At 62.5% G+C, this 15,214-nt stretch carries 19 protein-coding genes; 16 read left to right on the forward strand and 3 right to left on the reverse strand.

Going from position 1 to position 15,214, the window contains the following annotated elements; all coding sequences use genetic code 11:
* Positions 1–206: 206 nt before the first annotated feature.
* Complete coding sequence (locus tag AGR2A_RS06250) at positions 207–575, reverse strand: winged helix-turn-helix transcriptional regulator (RefSeq protein ID WP_004440721.1); 369 nt, start codon at positions 573–575, stop codon at positions 207–209.
* Between the two features lie 143 nt (positions 576–718).
* Here AGR2A_RS06250 and AGR2A_RS06255 point away from each other — a divergent pair, with 143 nt between their 5' ends.
* Positions 719–1,558 (forward strand): SDR family oxidoreductase, encoded by an 840-nt coding sequence (locus AGR2A_RS06255; protein ID WP_072494173.1) that lies wholly within the window; start codon positions 719–721, stop codon positions 1,556–1,558.
* Positions 1,559–1,581: 23 nt separating this feature from the next.
* Here the strand turns inward: AGR2A_RS06255 and AGR2A_RS06260 are convergent, their stop codons facing one another.
* Positions 1,582–3,222, reverse strand: a complete 1,641-nt coding sequence (locus AGR2A_RS06260; RefSeq protein WP_072494174.1) for an alpha/beta hydrolase — start codon at positions 3,220–3,222, stop codon at positions 1,582–1,584.
* A gap of 340 nt (positions 3,223–3,562) precedes the next feature.
* Between AGR2A_RS06260 and AGR2A_RS06265 the strand changes: the two genes are divergently transcribed.
* From AGR2A_RS06265 to AGR2A_RS06315, 11 genes are all read left to right on the forward strand, one after another.
* Positions 3,563–4,090, forward strand: coding sequence for a hypothetical protein (locus tag AGR2A_RS06265; RefSeq protein ID WP_006700089.1), 528 nt, complete (start codon positions 3,563–3,565; stop codon positions 4,088–4,090).
* A complete protein-coding gene (locus tag AGR2A_RS06270) occupies positions 4,087–5,346 on the forward strand; it encodes a DNA-packaging protein (RefSeq protein WP_072494175.1) in 1,260 nt (419 codons plus the stop codon). Before AGR2A_RS06265 ends, AGR2A_RS06270 begins: the two co-directional genes overlap by 4 nt.
* A gap of 556 nt (positions 5,347–5,902) precedes the next feature.
* A complete protein-coding gene (locus tag AGR2A_RS06275; protein WP_072494176.1) occupies positions 5,903–6,541 on the forward strand; it encodes a hypothetical protein in 639 nt (212 codons plus the stop codon).
* A 58-nt stretch (positions 6,542–6,599) separates the two neighbouring features.
* On the forward strand, positions 6,600–6,908 hold the full coding sequence (locus AGR2A_RS06280; RefSeq protein WP_006700091.1) for a Dabb family protein: 309 nt from the start codon (positions 6,600–6,602) through the stop codon (positions 6,906–6,908).
* A gap of 239 nt (positions 6,909–7,147) precedes the next feature.
* On the forward strand, positions 7,148–8,314 hold the full coding sequence (locus AGR2A_RS06285; protein WP_004440739.1) for a phage portal protein: 1,167 nt from the start codon (positions 7,148–7,150) through the stop codon (positions 8,312–8,314).
* Between the two features lie 187 nt (positions 8,315–8,501).
* Complete coding sequence (locus tag AGR2A_RS06290) at positions 8,502–8,822, forward strand: DUF6107 family protein (protein WP_003509186.1); 321 nt, start codon at positions 8,502–8,504, stop codon at positions 8,820–8,822.
* Positions 8,823–8,850: 28 nt separating this feature from the next.
* On the forward strand, positions 8,851–9,441 hold the full coding sequence (locus AGR2A_RS06295) for an HK97 family phage prohead protease (RefSeq protein WP_072494177.1): 591 nt from the start codon (positions 8,851–8,853) through the stop codon (positions 9,439–9,441).
* A gap of 31 nt (positions 9,442–9,472) precedes the next feature.
* Positions 9,473–10,741: a phage major capsid protein gene (locus tag AGR2A_RS06300; RefSeq protein WP_072494178.1), complete on the forward strand. Its 1,269-nt coding sequence runs from the start codon at positions 9,473–9,475 to the stop codon at positions 10,739–10,741.
* A gap of 170 nt (positions 10,742–10,911) precedes the next feature.
* Positions 10,912–11,481, forward strand: coding sequence for a head-tail connector protein (locus tag AGR2A_RS06305; protein WP_004440746.1), 570 nt, complete (start codon positions 10,912–10,914; stop codon positions 11,479–11,481).
* A 3-nt stretch (positions 11,482–11,484) separates the two neighbouring features.
* Entirely contained in the window at positions 11,485–11,826 is a 342-nt protein-coding gene (locus tag AGR2A_RS06310; protein ID WP_072494179.1) for a phage head closure protein, read from the forward strand.
* Positions 11,823–12,218 carry a DUF3168 domain-containing protein gene (locus AGR2A_RS06315; protein ID WP_004440751.1) on the forward strand — a complete coding sequence of 132 codons (396 nt, stop codon included), beginning with the start codon at positions 11,823–11,825 and terminating at the stop codon, positions 12,216–12,218. Before AGR2A_RS06310 ends, AGR2A_RS06315 begins: the two co-directional genes overlap by 4 nt.
* A 6-nt stretch (positions 12,219–12,224) precedes the next feature.
* Here the strand turns inward: AGR2A_RS06315 and AGR2A_RS06320 are convergent, their stop codons facing one another.
* Positions 12,225–13,424: an MFS transporter gene (locus AGR2A_RS06320; RefSeq protein WP_037091718.1), complete on the reverse strand. Its 1,200-nt coding sequence runs from the start codon at positions 13,422–13,424 to the stop codon at positions 12,225–12,227.
* Between the two features lie 89 nt (positions 13,425–13,513).
* On the opposite strand from AGR2A_RS06320, the gene AGR2A_RS06325 reads away from it, so the two are divergent.
* Genes AGR2A_RS06325 through AGR2A_RS06340 form a run of 4 tightly spaced genes read left to right on the forward strand, consistent with a single transcriptional unit; the run spans position 13,514 to position 15,148 of the window.
* Positions 13,514–13,921 carry a phage major tail protein, TP901-1 family gene (locus AGR2A_RS06325; protein ID WP_004440755.1) on the forward strand — a complete coding sequence of 136 codons (408 nt, stop codon included), beginning with the start codon at positions 13,514–13,516 and terminating at the stop codon, positions 13,919–13,921.
* Positions 13,921–14,280, forward strand: a complete 360-nt coding sequence (locus tag AGR2A_RS06330) for a gene transfer agent family protein (RefSeq protein ID WP_004440758.1) — start codon at positions 13,921–13,923, stop codon at positions 14,278–14,280. The genes AGR2A_RS06325 and AGR2A_RS06330 overlap by 1 nt, the downstream gene beginning before the upstream one ends.
* Positions 14,277–14,522, forward strand: coding sequence for a rcc01693 family protein (locus AGR2A_RS06335; RefSeq protein WP_072494180.1), 246 nt, complete (start codon positions 14,277–14,279; stop codon positions 14,520–14,522). Before AGR2A_RS06330 ends, AGR2A_RS06335 begins: the two co-directional genes overlap by 4 nt.
* Before the next feature lie 44 nt (positions 14,523–14,566).
* Positions 14,567–15,148, forward strand: a complete 582-nt coding sequence (locus AGR2A_RS06340) for a phage tail tape measure protein (protein WP_004440761.1) — start codon at positions 14,567–14,569, stop codon at positions 15,146–15,148.
* Positions 15,149–15,214: the final 66 nt, after the last annotated feature.

The following is a 15,214-nucleotide window of genomic DNA, read 5'->3' on the forward strand; positions in this document are numbered from 1 at the left end:
AAGCGAAACCCACTTCCGTCATGCCGGACTTGATCCGGCATCCAGTCGCTGCGCTTCTGCGCGGGGAACAGAGTCTTTTCAGCCCATGGACTTGGGCTGGCTGGACACCGGATCAAGTCCGGTATGACGGAAGCGATGGTCTGCAAAACGAAACAACAAAGGATTGCCACTCCTATTTTTCTCTCGCTACGCGAAAGCGAAGCCGTCTAAACCACCGTCCGCTCATCATAGGCCTTCTGTGCCGCCATCACCGCGTCCATATTGCCCTCCGCCCAATGGGCAAGCGCCGCCACGGTGTCCGTCAGCGTGCGCCCCAGCGGCGTCAGTGAATATTCGACGGTGACAGGAACCGTTGGAAAGGCCTGCCGTGAAATCAGCCCGTCACGCTCCAGCTTCTTCAGCGTCTGCGACAGCACCTTCTGCGATATGCCCTTGATCTCGCGCCGTAACAGGTTGAAGCGAACGGCATCACGCCGCAGCTTGTCGAGGATCAGCAGCGCCCATTTGTCGGCGATCCTGTCCAGCACCATGCGTGTCGGGCAGCGGTCCTCATAAACGTCATAGATATTTGCCATCGATTTCACCCTGTTGTTTCAAGGCCATACCGGTTTCCGCGAGGAAACCAGCTAACCGAAAAGTGCTCTCTTTTCATGATTTCTCTAACGCAGTATCTGTGTTGTCGAAACATGGTTTCCATTAGATACTAAGGAGATTTGAGATGGCAGGCAAGATACTCGTAATCGGTTCAACCGGCACCATCGGCACGCCGCTGGTCAGGGCACTGGTGGCCAAGGGCGAAAGCGTGAAGGCGGCGTCGCGCAGCGGCAGGGCGTCGGACGGCGCGGAAGGGGTGTGTTTTGATTATACCGACGCATCGACTTATGCGGATGCCTTCGACGGTGTTGACCGCCTGTTCCTGCTTCTTTCCGGCGGGCGTCTGGATGCCATCGACGCGCTGACGCCCGTTGTCGAGGAGGCCGCACGCCGGAAGGTGAAGATCGTGTTCCTCAGCGTTCTCGGCGTCGATGCCGACGATTCCATTCCCTATCGCCAGATCGAGCTGAAGATCATCGCGTCAGGCACGCCTTACGTCATCCTGCGTCCCAACTGGTTTGCCGATAATTTCCACAGCTACTGGAAAGCCGGCATCGACCACGGCCAGATCGCCGTTCCGGCGGGCGAGGGCAAGTCGAGCTTCATCGATGTGCGCGATATCGCCGATAGCGCCGCCGCCGCTCTGACATCCACGGCCTTTGACGGCAAGGCCTTCAATCTGACCGGACCAAGGGCAGTTGGCTACGGCGAAGCGGCAGCACTGATTTCGCAGGCTATCGGCAAGCCAGTGTCTTATGCCGCCGTTTCGGACGAGGCCTTTATCGGCATCCTCACGGGTGCGGGTGTGCCGCAGGACTACGCGTCCTTCCTCGCCTCGATCTTCTATCCCGTTCGTGAGGGCTGGACGGCGGTGGTGACCGGCGACGTGGAAACGCTGACCGGCCATGCGCCGCGTTCGCTGGAGACCTATATCGCCGACAATCTGGACCGGCTTAAAGGCTGAGACTCAACGAGAGCCCGCCGCGCTTAAGCCGGATCGGTGGAGCCGCGGCGGGCCTTGAAGAACATCTTCAGCCGCTGGATATCCTCGGCATTCCAGCCCTGCGGCGCCGTCACCTCCGTCCAGGCATCGATGTAATGTTCCGGCGCATAGACATGGCCATATCCGATCGGCGCCGTGGTGGCGGCAGCAACATCGAGGCCGAGCTGCAGCAGGGTGACGACCGGGAACCAGCGAAAGGATGTGGAAACGTCTGGCCCGTGATGCACCATCCATTGCGGCCGCCGGTAAAGCGAGGCGGCTTCGAAGAAGGTGATGGGGTCGCTGGCATATTGCAGATAAACGATCCGCATCGGCCCCCAGGTCGCATCAGGCATATGCGCGGTGGTATATTGGTTGGCGAAGCGGATGACGGAGGAATCGCGGAAACGCGGCAGCCATTCCGGCGTGCCCTTCACCCGGCCATTGGTGGCCATGCGCCATGTCGGGCTGGAAAAAGGAGGGCCGCTCCACAGCGCGCCCTGGAAGGGGTCTGAGAGCACATCGTAAAGATCGGAGGACTTCTGCGAGTTGAGCGAACCGAGGCTCAAGCCGTGCAGGTAAAGCCTCGGCCGCTTTTCCTTCGGCAAGGTGGTCCAGTAGCCATAAACGGCTTCAAACAGAGCGCGCGCCGTCTCGACGCCGTAATCCGGCTCCGTCAGCAAGGCTATCCAGCTTGAGAGATAGGAATATTGCACGGCAACGCTGGCGATATCGCCGTCATGCAGATACTCGACGGTATCGAGCGCTTCCGGATCGATCCAGCCGGTGCCGGTGGGGATGACCACCAGGAGCACCTTGCGTTCGAAGCCGCCGACACGTTTCAGTTCCTCAAGCGCCAGGGATGCCCTTTCATCCGGGGTCGAGGCGGAGTTCAGGCCTGCATAGACCCGGAGCGGCTCCTTGGCCGGGCGGTGGGTGAAGGCGGAGATGTCTGCGCTACGAGGGCCTTCAGCGACAAATTCGCGGCCGCGACGGCCGAGCGATTCCCATGTCATCAGCGAGGCGCTGCTGCCGGTCTTGAGCGAATCGGACGGGCGCGGCACATCGGGTTCGATCAGCGCATCCACCTGTTTCAGCGAGGAATCGGCAAATCTTAAGCCGATGTCGAAGATCAGCCCGTTGAGCAGCATCCAGGACAGAATGATGGCCGCGGCGATGCCGAGCACATTGGCCAGCCGGCGCGGCAGGAAATGCCGGCTGCGCGTCGCAAAGAAACGGCGGATCAGCTGGAACAGCCGGCCGGCGCCGATGAGAATGGCAGCCACCAGTATGGCGATGGCGCCTGTCTTGGTGGGGTGCGCGCTGGGGAGCGGATCGAGCTCCATCAGCACGAGAATGGAGTTCTGCCAGTCTTTCGCCTGCCACAGAAACGCAATCGCCGTAATCGCGGCGGCAAGCGCAATGAGAAACCGAACGCCGCGGACATTATGACGCGAGGGTTCAGGCAGCTCCAGATAAGCCCAGATCGCATGAAGGGCGACGCCGATCATGTAACCGATCGCGAAAGAAAACCCGCACAGCACACCTTGCATCAGCCATGTTCGCGGCAGGAGCGATGGTGTGAGAGAAGCGCAGAAGAGAACCGTGCCAAAGACGATGCCGGTTGCTGAAAGACCCGCAAACAACCGCTCAACCCATTGTTTTACCAACTTGACTTGTCCCTTCTACTCACCGCCTGGTGCTAAGTGTAATATGTGACGGACGAGGGTGCAAATCCCGTGATCAGGATAAAAATCACAGAAATAGGAAAATAATCCTTTACACCGTGACGGTGGTTTGATAGTGTTTGGCTATAGTCGGAGATTTGCGGCTGAACGGCAATGGTTGTCTTTGGGACTGCCCGTAGCGCTTTCCTCACCACCGTGTTCCTGTGCTTGTCACAGGAATGAGGGTGAGTGAGGTGCAAGCAAACTTGCCTTGTTCGCGGCCCCTCTTTATTTGTTCTTTCTCTCGCAGGCCAATCCCATGACAACGTCCAGCAATTGCGATCCGGCGCTCTACAGCGTCTGGCCGGAAACGCCCGCCTATGCGGCTGACGACATGCCGGAAGCCGCGCCCGAGACGAAGTCGCGGGCCGACAGGCTGGCCGCCGAAGATGCGGCGCGCAACGGCAGCCTGCGGCAATTGCTGAATGAGCTGACGGAGGAGATGCGCGAGCAGTTCTGCCTGTACCGCAATCTCCGCCAAGTGAGCGAAGCGGCATTTCTGGCGACGGCGGAGGATGCTTCGGGCAAGCTCGCCCGCGCCGATGTGAAGGCTGCGACGGACCAGCTGTCGCTGATCGTTCGCACGCTGGAGCGGATCGACGCGTTGCAACGGGTGCTGGCGGAAGAAAGGGAAGCTCTTTTCAGCGAAGACGAAACAGAGGTCGGGGATTACGAAGCGGCGGTGGCGCATTTCCTCAATCGCATCGATGAACTGGCTGAACAGAAATGCCGCGCAAAGATGGCAACCGATCCCGCTTGCAGCCCCTTCGCAGAAACCGATACATGACGGATATGTCGACCGGACCCCATCTGCCGGCGCAGGTTTTCAATCTTCTGCGCGACTGGCGTTTCATCGGCAACCTGCCGCAGCAACCGCCGGAGGGCGACTGGCGGACATGGCTTCTGATCGGCGGACGCGGATCCGGCAAGACCCGCGCTGGGTCGGAGTGGGTTCACGCCGTCGCTTCCGCCGGCAGGCAATCGGATTTGCGCATCGCGCTGGTTGCCGAAACGCTGGGTGATGCCCGGGAGGTGATGATCGACGGCATTTCCGGCATTTGCCGTATTGCCCGCCGCCATCGTCCCGCCTTCGAGGTGTCGCGTCGGCGGCTGCTTTGGCCCAACGGGGCGATGGCGCAGGTGTTCTCATCGGAAGACCCGGAAAGCCTGCGCGGGCCGCAGTTCCACATGGCTTGGGCGGACGAGCTGGGCAAATGGAAATATCCACAGGAAACCTGGGACATGCTGCAGTTCGGCCTGCGTCTGGGTGAATTGCCACGACAGCTGGTGACGACCACGCCACGGCCCATTCCATTGCTGAAGGCGCTTCTGGCCGATCCTTCGAGCCGGGTGGCCCGGATGCCGACGGCCATGAACGCGCGGAACCTTTCTCCCGGTTTTCTGAAAGCCATGCAGGACCGCTACGGGGGCACGCGGCTCGGCCGTCAGGAAATTGGCGGCGAACTGATCGATGAGCGCGAGGGCGCGTTATGGAAACGCGCCGATCTGGAAGCGATCGTTGAGGTTGCGGCTGCGCCGCTTTCGCGGATCGTGGTGTCGGTCGATCCGCCGGCCGGCAGTGGTGAAAATTCCTGCTGCGGCATCGTCGTGGCGGGACTGGGCATGGCCGGGCGTCTCACGGTGCTTGCGGATTGTTCGGTGGAAGGCGAGACGCCGGCCGGCTGGGCTCGCGCCGTCGTCGCCGCCTTCCGCCGCCACGAGGCTGACCGCGTCGTGGCAGAGGTCAATCAAGGCGGCGAGATGGTGCGCGCCATGCTGCAGAGCGTAGAGGCCAACCTGCCGCTGACGCTGGTGCGGGCAAGCCGCGGAAAGTTCGCCCGCGCCGAACCGGTCGCCGCGCTCTATGAGCAGGGAAGGGTGCGCCACGCCGCGCGATTTGAAAAGCTTGAGGACCAGATGACGGATTTCGGACCGGAAGGCCTGTCGACCGGGCGCTCGCCGGACAGGCTGGACGCACTCGTCTGGGCGATCACTGCGCTGACGACGATGGTGACCAGCGAACCGAAGGTGCGGGGGATGTGAGATGGTGATTTAGTGGCTCAGAGACCTAGAGCCAATAACGCCTCAAGCGTGCCGCCTGTTTCTTCTTCCGTTGGGCAGAAGGATTGCAGCGCGGGATCAAGAGGCAATGGTCAAAATGTGCCGCGAGAGCATGGATGTCAGCACCTTGCCCCGTCATCTGACCCTTGGGGCCATCTTCTCCCCAGCGGGGAGAAGAAAAAGTGAAGTACCCGCCCGATTTCGGGCGTCGGGCAAATATTATTTCTTCGGAGATTGCGCCGGCTTCGGCTGGGAGCCGGTTTCACGCATCTGGCGCCACTCGTTTTCGAGACGGTCATAAATGGTCTGGGGGATTGTCGCTGTCATGGTGGCATTCCTCCTTGAATGGTTAACGCTGCAGGATTGCGCGGTAAATGGAGTTAGCGCGCTAAGGTTCCGGAATTCAAGGAATTTTTTACTCCAAAACCCCGGTCCGAGGATTAAAATCGATTAAGGTTTTTTCAAATCGATTTAGTCCTGACGGACGTCAGGGGTCATGAACCCCAAGTCATATCAAGTGTCATATCAGGAGCAGGCCATGGTCTTTGACGAGGCGCGATTCGTCGCGTCGGTGCGGAAATCCCTGTTCGGCGGGCGGCTGCAGACGGCGCAGCTTGCCGGGATGAAGACGATCCTGTCGGGCTTTGCGACGGCGCTGCAAGGCGGCGATCCCCGGTGGCTGGCTTATATGCTGGCGACTGCTTTCCACGAGACCGCGGCAACCATGCAGCCGGTGCGCGAGACTTTGGCGACAACCGATGCCGAAGCGATCGCACGGCTCGACCGCGCCTTTGCCGCCGGCCGTCTGCCGATGGTCCGCAGGCCCTACTGGCGGCGTGATGCGGAAGGGAAAAGCTGGCTGGGACGCGGCTTCGTTCAGCTGACCCATCGCCGCAATTATGAGACCATGTCGGTGCTGACGGGGGTGGATCTAACCGGCCGCCCCGCGCGCGCCATGGAAGCGGACGTGGCGACGGCTATCCTGATCCAGGGCATGGTGGCCGGCAGCTTCACCGGCAGACGTCTTGCGGATTTCTTCGATGCAGAGCGCGAAGACTGGGATGCGGCGCGCGCCATCATCAATGGCAGCGACCGGGCCAGCCTGGTGGGCAATTATGGGCGCGCATTTCATCGGGCCCTTCTTGCGGCGCGGATTGAACCGGCGCGGCCCAGGTGATAACCCGTTACGCAGCGCCGAGAAGGCCGCCTTCGAATTTCGCATGACAGGTGACACCGTGATCCGCCATATCGTCTTTTTCACCGTTCCCGAGGAAAACCGCGACGCCGTCCGCAAGGGCCTTTCCGGCCTTACCGCGATTCCGCATGCGCTGAAGCTGGAAATCGGCGAGAATGTGAAGAAGGACCAATGGGGCAATTCCGTCGATTTCATCGTTTATGGCGAGTTCGAAAACGAAGCGGCGCTGGCGGCCTACAAGGCCGATCCCGCCTATGATCTTTCCACCCGCACGGTGAAGCCGCTGCGGGAAACCCGCGTCGCCGCCGATTTCGACAGCGATACGGCAGTAAAAGCACCGATCCGGTAACGGTTCGGTTCAGCTGCGCAAGTGACGGGCATCTGCCCGTCGTCTGCCGAGAGCCGGCGAAAAAAATCTTTTTCCGTTTGGGCTTTGAGTCCCGGTATCCCTTATTTCTGTGCCTGTCGCAGGAAACCAGCTGACGCGTGTCTGCGCGACGACAAGACTCTCTTCGGCCCAAAGAGCTGGGCTGGCTGGTTCCCTGTGACAAGCCAGGGATGAGGAACATCACAAACAAGGACACCGTCATGCGATTTCCCTTTTCCCTGCCGCGCAAGCGCCCGGCGGATGGCAACGCCATGCCCGAAAACCGGAAAATGGCTGGCGGCTTCATGGCCGTGGCCATGCAGGGCGGGCAGGCCTTCTGGTCCGGCCGGTCCTATGCCGCGCTTGCCCGTGAGGGTTTCATGAAGAATCCCGTAGCCCACCGGGCTGCCCGCATGGTGGCGGAAGCGGCCGCGTCGGTGAACTGGCTGCTTTACGACGGCGATGACGAGATAGGCGATCATCCGCTGCTGGCGCTTCTGGCGAGGCCGGGCGCGCACATGGGCGGGCCGGATTTCTTCGAGGCGCTTTATGGCCACCTCATGCTGGCCGGAAACGCCTATGTCGAGCCGCTTGTGATCGGCGGGCGGCTGCGTGAACTGCATCTTCTCCGGCCTGACCGGCTCAGCATTGTCGAAGGGCCGGATGGCTGGCCGGCGGCTTATGATTACCGCGCCGAAGGCCGGGCCACGCGGCGCATCGCCGCCGAGCGGGACGGGCTGGGGCTGCTGCATCTCAAACTGTTCCATCCGCTGGATGACCGGGTGGGGTTCGCGCCGCTCGCCTCCGCCGGCGCGGCGCTTGATCTTCACAACGCGGCCAGCCAGTGGAACAAGCGCCTGCTCGATAATTCCGCCCGGCCTTCCGGCGCGCTGGTCTATCAGCCGCGGGAAGGCGGCAATCTTTCCGCCGAACAATATGAACGGCTGAAGCGCGAGCTGGAGGAGGGCTATCAGGGCGCCATGAATGCCGGCCGGCCGCTGCTTCTGGAGGGCGGGCTGGACTGGAAGGCGATGGGACTATCGCCGCGCGACATGGACTTTCTGGAAGCCCGCAACGGCGCGGCCCGCGATATCGCGCTCTCACTCGGAGTACCGCCAATGCTGATCGGCATTCCCGGCGACAATACCTATGCGAATTACCAGGAAGCAAACCGCGCCTTCTATCGCCTCACCGTGCTTCCGCTCGTCAACCGCACGGCGGCGAGGCTTTGCGGCTGGCTTGCGCCGATCTTCGGTGTGGGCCTGCGACTGGAAGCCGATCTCGACCGGATTGCCGGGCTCGCGGGCGAGCGGGACGCGCTCTGGACACGCATCGGCGCAGCCTCGTTCCTGAGCGACGAGGAAAAACGCGAGGCCGTCGGTTATTGAAAGGACGGCGTTTCTTTCGCTTTGACGGTTCAAGCATTGTCTGAAGAAGCGGATTCTCTTTGTGAGCTCATCCGTCCAAGCGATTCCGAAGATTCGTAAAATCACCCGGTGCAGGCGCGCAGGAAGCGGCTGCGTGCGACGCGGCGCGTCCGCCCGATGACAACATCCTAGAACGGAATGATTACCCATGTCTGAATTCGCCAATGAGGCCGGCATCTGGGCCGCCCGCATCACCGGCGCCGTGGCGGGCGCGGGTGTATCGCTCGTTTATCTCCTGCCGAAAAGCAAACGCGAGGCCGCGAGCCGTTTTATCACCGGGGTCTCCTGCGGCATGATCTTCGGCGGGCCTATCGGCCTGTGGATCGTGCAGCAGCTTGATATTGCCGGCGCGCTTTCGGGTCGCGAAATCATGGTAGCGGGTTCTGCCGCCGCCAGCATGGGGGCCTGGTGGGGGTTGGGCGTGCTGGTGCGCATCGCCGACCGTTACAGCGCCCGCCCGCGCGCCTGATATTCCCCTCACATCGCAGGAGTTACCCATGCACGCCTATCGCGGGCCGCGTCCCGCCACGCGTAAATTCGCCAATCTGGAACTGCGCGGCATTGCCGGCGACGGCACTTTTTCCGGTTACGCCAGCGTCTTTGGCGAGATCGATCTTGGCCGCGATGTGATCGAGCGCGGCGCCTTCCGCCGCTCCATCGAGGAGCGCGGCGCGGCCGGTATCCGCATGCTCTACCAGCACGATCCGGCCCAGCCTATCGGCGCCTGGCGCACCATCCGCGAGGATGAGCGTGGTCTTTATGTCGAAGGTATCCTCACGCCCGGCGTCGCCCGGTCGAGGGAGGTCCATTCGCTGATGAAGACCGGCGCTCTGGACGGGCTGTCCATCGGTTTCCGCACGGTTCGTTCGAGTAGGGACGGGCGTTCCGGCAAGGCTGCCCGCGCCGGCGTCCGGCGCATTCTGGAGGCCGATCTCTGGGAAATCTCCATCGTGACTTTTCCGATGCTTCCCTCGGCTCGCGTCTCCGATGTCAAGCATGCCCGCTTCTTCCGCGACCGCGACACCGAACTGGTGCGCAGCATGCGCCGCGCCGCCCGTTCGCTTTTCGATACCGCCTTCAAACGCTGATTTCCGGACAAACCGCAACAAGGAAAACCACATGACAGAGCAGACAACGACACCGGCCCCGATGACGGTTGCGCCGCAGTTGAAGGCCGTCCCCGATACGATGACGGCCGCCTTCGACGAGTTCATGGAGGCCTTCGAAGCCTTCCGCGAGACCAACGATCAGCGGCTTGCCGATATCGAGCGCAAGATGGGGGCTGATGTCGTAACCCGCGACAAGCTCGACCGCATCGACAGGGCGCTCGACGACAACCGCAGGCTCATGGACGATCTGGCTTTGAAGAAGGCGCGGCCCGCGCTCGGCCGGAAGGACGCGCTGTCGCAGGATGCCGAAGAGCACAAGACCGCTTTCGAGGCCTATATCCGCCGGGGCGAGGAAGCCGCGCTGCGCGATCTCGAGGCAAAGGCCTTTGCCGGCTCGGCCGGGGCGGACGGCGGCTTTCTTCTTCCGACCGAGACGGATGGCGAGATCGGCCGGCGTATGACGGCGATTTCGCCTGTCCGGGCGCTCGCCACGGTGCGACAGGTTTCCGCTGCCGTGCTGAAAAAACCCTTCGCCGCCGGCGGGCTCGCCACCGGCTGGGTTTCGGAAACGGCGGCGCGGCCGGAAACGGCGACGCCGAAACTGTCGGAGCTTTCTTTCCCGACCATGGAGCTTTATGCCATGCCTGCCGCCACCCAGGGCCTGCTGGACGACGCGGCGGTCGATATCGAGGCGTGGATCGCATCCGAGGTGGACATCGCATTCGCCGAACAGGAGGCGGCGGCTTTCGTTGGCGGTGACGGCATCAACAAGCCCAGGGGGTTCCTCGCCTATACGACCGTTGCCAATAACGACTGGAGCTGGGGCAATATCGGTTATGTCGCGACCGGCGTATCGGCGGGCTTTTCCTCCGCCGGTCCCATGGACGTGCTGCTCGACGCCATCTATGCGTTGAAAGCCGGCCATCGCCAGAACGGCACCTTCCTGATGAACCGCAAGACGCAGGGTGCGCTTCGACGCTTCAAGGACACGACCGGCGCCTATCTTTGGCATCCGCCGGCTGCCGTCGGTCAGCCCGCCTCGCTGATGGGCTTTCCGGTGACGGAAGCCGAAGACATGCCCAATGTGGCGGCCAACAGCTTCGCCATCGCCTTCGGGGATTTCCGCGCCGGTTACCTCATCGTTGACCGAACCGGCGTCCGCATCCTGCGCGATCCCTATTCGGCCAAACCCTATGTGCTTTTCTACACCACCAAACGCGTGGGCGGCGGCGTGCAGAATTTCGAGGCGATCAAGCTGGTGAAGTTCGGGGTGAATTGAACCTCGACGGTGCCGCGCGTTTCTTCTCCCCGCCGATGCCCGACAGGGCAGATGAGGGGGCAAGCTCTCGGTTTACCCCGACCCTTGCCCCCTCAACCCGCTGCCGCGACCTTCTCCCGGCGGGAAGAAGGCGAAAGACGCAGCCGCTCGCCCTAATCTCCGGAGACCCCATGACCTATGCCCTCATCCATCCGCCGCAGGCGGAGCCGTTGACCCTTGCCGACGTCAAGGCGCATCTGCGTCTCGACAGCGGTGACGAGGACACCTTGCTTGCCGCGTTGATACGCGCGGCCCGCGAGCATCTGGAACGCACCACCGGGCTGTGCCTCCTGCGCCAGACCTGGCGGCTTTATCTTGATCGGTGGCCCGAAACGGGCGTGATTCTGATTGGCAAGACGCCGGTGCAAGCCATCGAAACGATTCTGGTTTTCGACGGGCAGGGGCGCGTGGCAGACATCACCGCCACCGAAAAGCTGCTCGACGGCGCGGCGCGGCCGGCACGGCTGTGGCTGCGCGAACCGCCGGCCCCGGAACGGGAGCTGAATGGCATCGAGATCGATTTCACCGCCGGTCATGGCGAGGCCGCGACGGATGTGCCCGATACGCTGAAACGCGCCATGCTGATGCATGTGGCGCAGATGTTCGCTTTTCGCGGGGCCGTCGCGCCGGAAAACCAGCCGGCCGCCGTTCCGGCTGGTTATGAGCGGCTGGTGTCTCCTTTCTGCCGTCTGGGGCTTTAGGCCATGAACCTCGTCTTTCTTGATCCTGGCAGGCTGACGGCGCGACTGGAACTGGAAGTGCGGTCGGAAACGCCTGATGGACAGGGCGGCGCCGCCGAAAGCTGGAAGGCCGTGCGCGCGTTGTGGGGCGCCATCGAACCGGTTTCCGAAGCCTCGCACGAGCGGGCTTCGGCCGAGGGGGCGACGTTTACCCATCGTGTCTGGCTCGCCTGGCGCAACGACATCGACATCGGCACCGGGATGCGCTTTCGCAAGGGGTCGCGCATCCTCAACATCCGAACGGCGATGGATCCCGACGAAACCCGCCGCTTCATCGTCTGCCGTTGCGAAGAGGCAGACCGATGAGCGCCGCGAACCCGCTTCTTCAGGCGATCGTCGCAAAGCTCGCTGGCGATGCCGAATTGGCAGACCTCAACCCCGGCGGCATCGTCGACCGGCTTCTGACGCGTGGCCTTTTGCCATGTATTGTCTTCGACGAGGTCGAGACCCGCGATTATTCGACGGCGACGGAAAGCGCGGAGGAGCATTTTCTGACGCTGCAAATCTGGGGTGATGCCAATCGCCGCAGATCCACGGGTGAGATCGCCGCAAGGGTAAAAGCGCTGCTTGATGACGCCGCGCTGCCGCTCGTCGGCTTTTCGCTCGTCAACATGCACATGCTGTCCAGCCGCTCCCGCCGTGAGGCGAAGTCACGGAACTTCGTCCTTGAAATGCGGTTCAGGGCGGTAACGGAATGAAGGGCCTTACGCTTTCTGGCCGGCCACGGTTTTCCACAGCAGGATCAGCAGCAGCAGCGAAAGGGTGATCAGGATGGAAGCGATGCCAAGCATCGCCGCCACACCGCCGCGATCGAGCGCCATGCTGAAAATGACAGGTGCAAAGGCGATGGCGAGATTTTGCGGAAGCGAAATCCGTGCGGCCTGAAGGCCGTATTGCTGCGGAGAAAACACTGCAAGCGGCAGAACGGCGCGGCTGACCGTCAGCACGCCCGCGCCAAAGCCGAACAGGGCGATGAAGCCGGCAAAGGCTGGTATGGCCGGAGAAAAGACGAGCAGCACCAGAAAGGATGTCAGCAGAAGACAGAGGCCGATCAGGCAGGTGATGAAGGGATTGCCGCGTTTTCCCAGCAGGAAATCTAGCCCGCGCGCGGTAATCGCCAGCACGCTGCGCACCGATGCCAGCTGGATTGCGAGCGCTTGCGATGCGCCTGAATGCACGAGAAGCAAAGGCAGAAGCGGCGAGAAGCCAAAGGCGGTGAAGGCGCTGAGCGTGGTCATTGCCGCCAGAAGCAGGAAGGCGCGCCGCGTATCCAACGGCGAGGCCGGGATTTCGCCAGGATGCGGGCGCTGGCCTGGATTGCCGCCCTTTCTCTTCGGAAGAACGAAGAGGTAAAGCGGCAGAAGCAGGAACAGCTGCAGACAGCCGTAGAGGATGAGGGTGCCGCGCCAGCCGAGATGCTGCTCCGCAAAGGCTGTAACGGGCAGGAACACGGCCGCCGAAAGGCCGGTAAAGACCATCAGCAGCGTCAGGGATCGACCGCTTTCCGCCCCGACGCGCTCCACCACGGCGGTGTGTGCCGCCGTTGTCAGCCCGCAGGCGCCGGCAAAGCCCATCACCGCCCAGCCCAGCAGATAGCTTGTCACGCCGCCTGCAAAAGCAAGCAGCGCAAAGCCGCAGGCAAAAAGCAGGGTGCCGCTGACCAGCACCGGCGCTGCGCCGTGGCGCACAAGCATCCGCCCGAGCAACGGCCCGCAAAGCGCACTGATGGTCATCATCACGGTCAGGCCCGCAAAAACGACTTCGTTGGCGATGGCGAGTTCGCTGCCCATTCGTGGACCGAGAATGGCCAGCATGTCGAAACCGGAACCCCAGCTGACGACCTGCCCAAGCGCCAGCACGCCGATAAGGCGTGTACGGAACGTCGGGGAAGCAGCATCGGACATGGCAAGATCGCACAATGCGAGGGCAAGGAACATTTTTGGTCGCAGGCCCGCAACACCCTGCAACCGCAATCGAAACGGAAGGAAACAGGATGGTGGCGCAGAAGGGCAAGGATTTTCTGCTGAAATTCAACAATGCCGGAACATATGTCACTGTTGCCGGGCTCAGAACGCGGCGGCTGGCCTTTAACGCCCAGGCGGTGGACGTTACCGATGGGGAAAGCGTCGGGCGCTGGCGCGAGTTGCTGGCGGGTGCCGGCGTGCAAAGGGCCGCGCTGACGGCGTCAGGCATATTCAAGGATGCGGCGAGCGATGCGCTCGTGCGGGGCGCGTTTTTCGCGGGCACCATTCCCGGCTGGCAGATCGTCATACCCGATTTCGGCACGATTATCGGGCCGTTCCAGATCGTGGCGCTGGAGTATTCCGGCCGTCACGATGGCGAAGTGCAATTTGAGATCGCGCTGGAATCGGCCGGTCTTTTGACCTTTGGAGCGCTGTGATGCCGCAAGGGTTGCGTTACGGGCGGGCAAACCGTCATCGCGGCGAGATCGAAGCGCTGTTCGACGGCGAGAGGCGCATATTGTGCCTGACGCTCGGCGCGCTTGCCGAGCTCGAAACCGCCTTCGAAGTCGACGACCTGACAGCGCTCGCCGAACGTTTTGCGAGCGGACGCATGAAGGCCACCGACATGATCCGGGTGATCGGCGCGGGGTTGCGCGGCGCCGGCAATGTTTTTTCGGATGAGGATGTTGCCAGCGCCACGGTGGAGGGTGGCATTGCCGGCCATGCCGCCATCGTCGCCGAACTTCTGACCGCCACCTTCGGCGGTTTGAAAGGGGAGACGCCGCGGGACCCCTGAATGCCGCAGCAGGCGATGCGACGCCGCGCCCCTTTCCCTGGGATGCGGTTCTCCATGCGGGTTTCTGCCTGCTGCGGCTTTCTTCCGAAGTTTTCTGGCGGCTGACGCCCAGAGAGTTTTTCGCCATGACGGGCGGCGTGCGCTCCGGTTCACACGGCCCGGATCGACAGGAGATGGAGGCGATGATGCGGCGTTTTCCCGACAGGGACGCATCCGATCATCGCTTCGTGAAAATCTTTTAATTCAAACACTTGAAGCTCCAGTTTGAATCGGAAAGGCAGGTACGATGGCGGGTGAAGGATCGATCGCGGAAAATCGGGAGGAGGCGGAAGCCCTGTCCGAAGTGATGGGCGATCTCGAACGCCGCTCCGAACGGTTCGGAGCGGCGCTGACGTCTGCACTGCAGGCGGCAACGACAGGCGGCAAAGGGCTGGACGATGTGCTGCGCGGCCTTGGGCAGCGGCTGTCGGGCATCGCGCTCTCCGCCGGGCTCAAACCCTTTGAGGCCATGATTGGCAATGCCGTCGGCGGGTTGTTGAACGGCGGCGGCTCGCTCTTCGCTTTCGCCGATGGCGGGATGCCGGGGCGCAGCGTTACGCCTTTCGCCGAGGGTGGTGTCGTCTCCAGCCCGGCGTTTTTTCCCATGGGCGGCGGGCTTGGCCTGATGGGAGAAGCAGGGGCGGAAGCCATATTGCCTCTGAAGCGCGGCCCGGATGGTGCACTCGGTGTCGCGGCGCCTTCCGCCGGCGGCGGGTCCCAGATCATTTTCAACGTCACGGCGACGGATGCGGCAAGCTTCCGCAAAAGCGAAGGCCAGATTGCCGCAATGCTGGCGCGCAGCGTCGGGCGCGGCCAGCGTGGGTTGTAATATGCAGACCTTGTCCCTGTCCCGCATGGACAACCGCGAAGGATGAGGGCCTGCGGCCGGCACACC

The sequence above is a fragment of the Agrobacterium genomosp. 2 str. CFBP 5494 genome (genome assembly GCF_900013495.1).
Taxonomy (GTDB): Bacteria; Pseudomonadota; Alphaproteobacteria; order Rhizobiales; family Rhizobiaceae; genus Agrobacterium; species Agrobacterium pusense.

Excerpts from the sequence above, each read along its gene's own strand:
- AGR2A_RS06330 (WP_004440758.1), top strand. The coding sequence starts at position 13,921 with ATGCCGCAAGGGTTGCGTTACGGGCGGGCAAACCGTCATCGCGGCGAG.
- AGR2A_RS06290 (WP_003509186.1), top strand. The coding sequence starts at position 8,502 with ATGTCTGAATTCGCCAATGAGGCCGGCATCTGGGCCGCCCGCATCACC.
- AGR2A_RS06340 (WP_004440761.1), top strand. The coding sequence starts at position 14,567 with ATGGCGGGTGAAGGATCGATCGCGGAAAATCGGGAGGAGGCGGAAGCC.
- AGR2A_RS06270 (WP_072494175.1), top strand. The coding sequence starts at position 4,087 with ATGACGGATATGTCGACCGGACCCCATCTGCCGGCGCAGGTTTTCAAT.
- AGR2A_RS06250 (WP_004440721.1), bottom strand. The coding sequence starts at position 575 with ATGGCAAATATCTATGACGTTTATGAGGACCGCTGCCCGACACGCATG.
- AGR2A_RS06255 (WP_072494173.1), top strand. The coding sequence starts at position 719 with ATGGCAGGCAAGATACTCGTAATCGGTTCAACCGGCACCATCGGCACG.
- AGR2A_RS06295 (WP_072494177.1), top strand. The coding sequence starts at position 8,851 with ATGCACGCCTATCGCGGGCCGCGTCCCGCCACGCGTAAATTCGCCAAT.
- AGR2A_RS06325 (WP_004440755.1), top strand. The coding sequence starts at position 13,514 with ATGGTGGCGCAGAAGGGCAAGGATTTTCTGCTGAAATTCAACAATGCC.
- AGR2A_RS06285 (WP_004440739.1), top strand. The coding sequence starts at position 7,148 with ATGCGATTTCCCTTTTCCCTGCCGCGCAAGCGCCCGGCGGATGGCAAC.
- AGR2A_RS06305 (WP_004440746.1), top strand. The coding sequence starts at position 10,912 with ATGACCTATGCCCTCATCCATCCGCCGCAGGCGGAGCCGTTGACCCTT.
- AGR2A_RS06310 (WP_072494179.1), top strand. The coding sequence starts at position 11,485 with ATGAACCTCGTCTTTCTTGATCCTGGCAGGCTGACGGCGCGACTGGAA.
- AGR2A_RS06320 (WP_037091718.1), bottom strand. The coding sequence starts at position 13,424 with ATGTCCGATGCTGCTTCCCCGACGTTCCGTACACGCCTTATCGGCGTG.
- AGR2A_RS06265 (WP_006700089.1), top strand. The coding sequence starts at position 3,563 with ATGACAACGTCCAGCAATTGCGATCCGGCGCTCTACAGCGTCTGGCCG.
- AGR2A_RS06275 (WP_072494176.1), top strand. The coding sequence starts at position 5,903 with ATGGTCTTTGACGAGGCGCGATTCGTCGCGTCGGTGCGGAAATCCCTG.
- AGR2A_RS06300 (WP_072494178.1), top strand. The coding sequence starts at position 9,473 with ATGACAGAGCAGACAACGACACCGGCCCCGATGACGGTTGCGCCGCAG.
- AGR2A_RS06315 (WP_004440751.1), top strand. The coding sequence starts at position 11,823 with ATGAGCGCCGCGAACCCGCTTCTTCAGGCGATCGTCGCAAAGCTCGCT.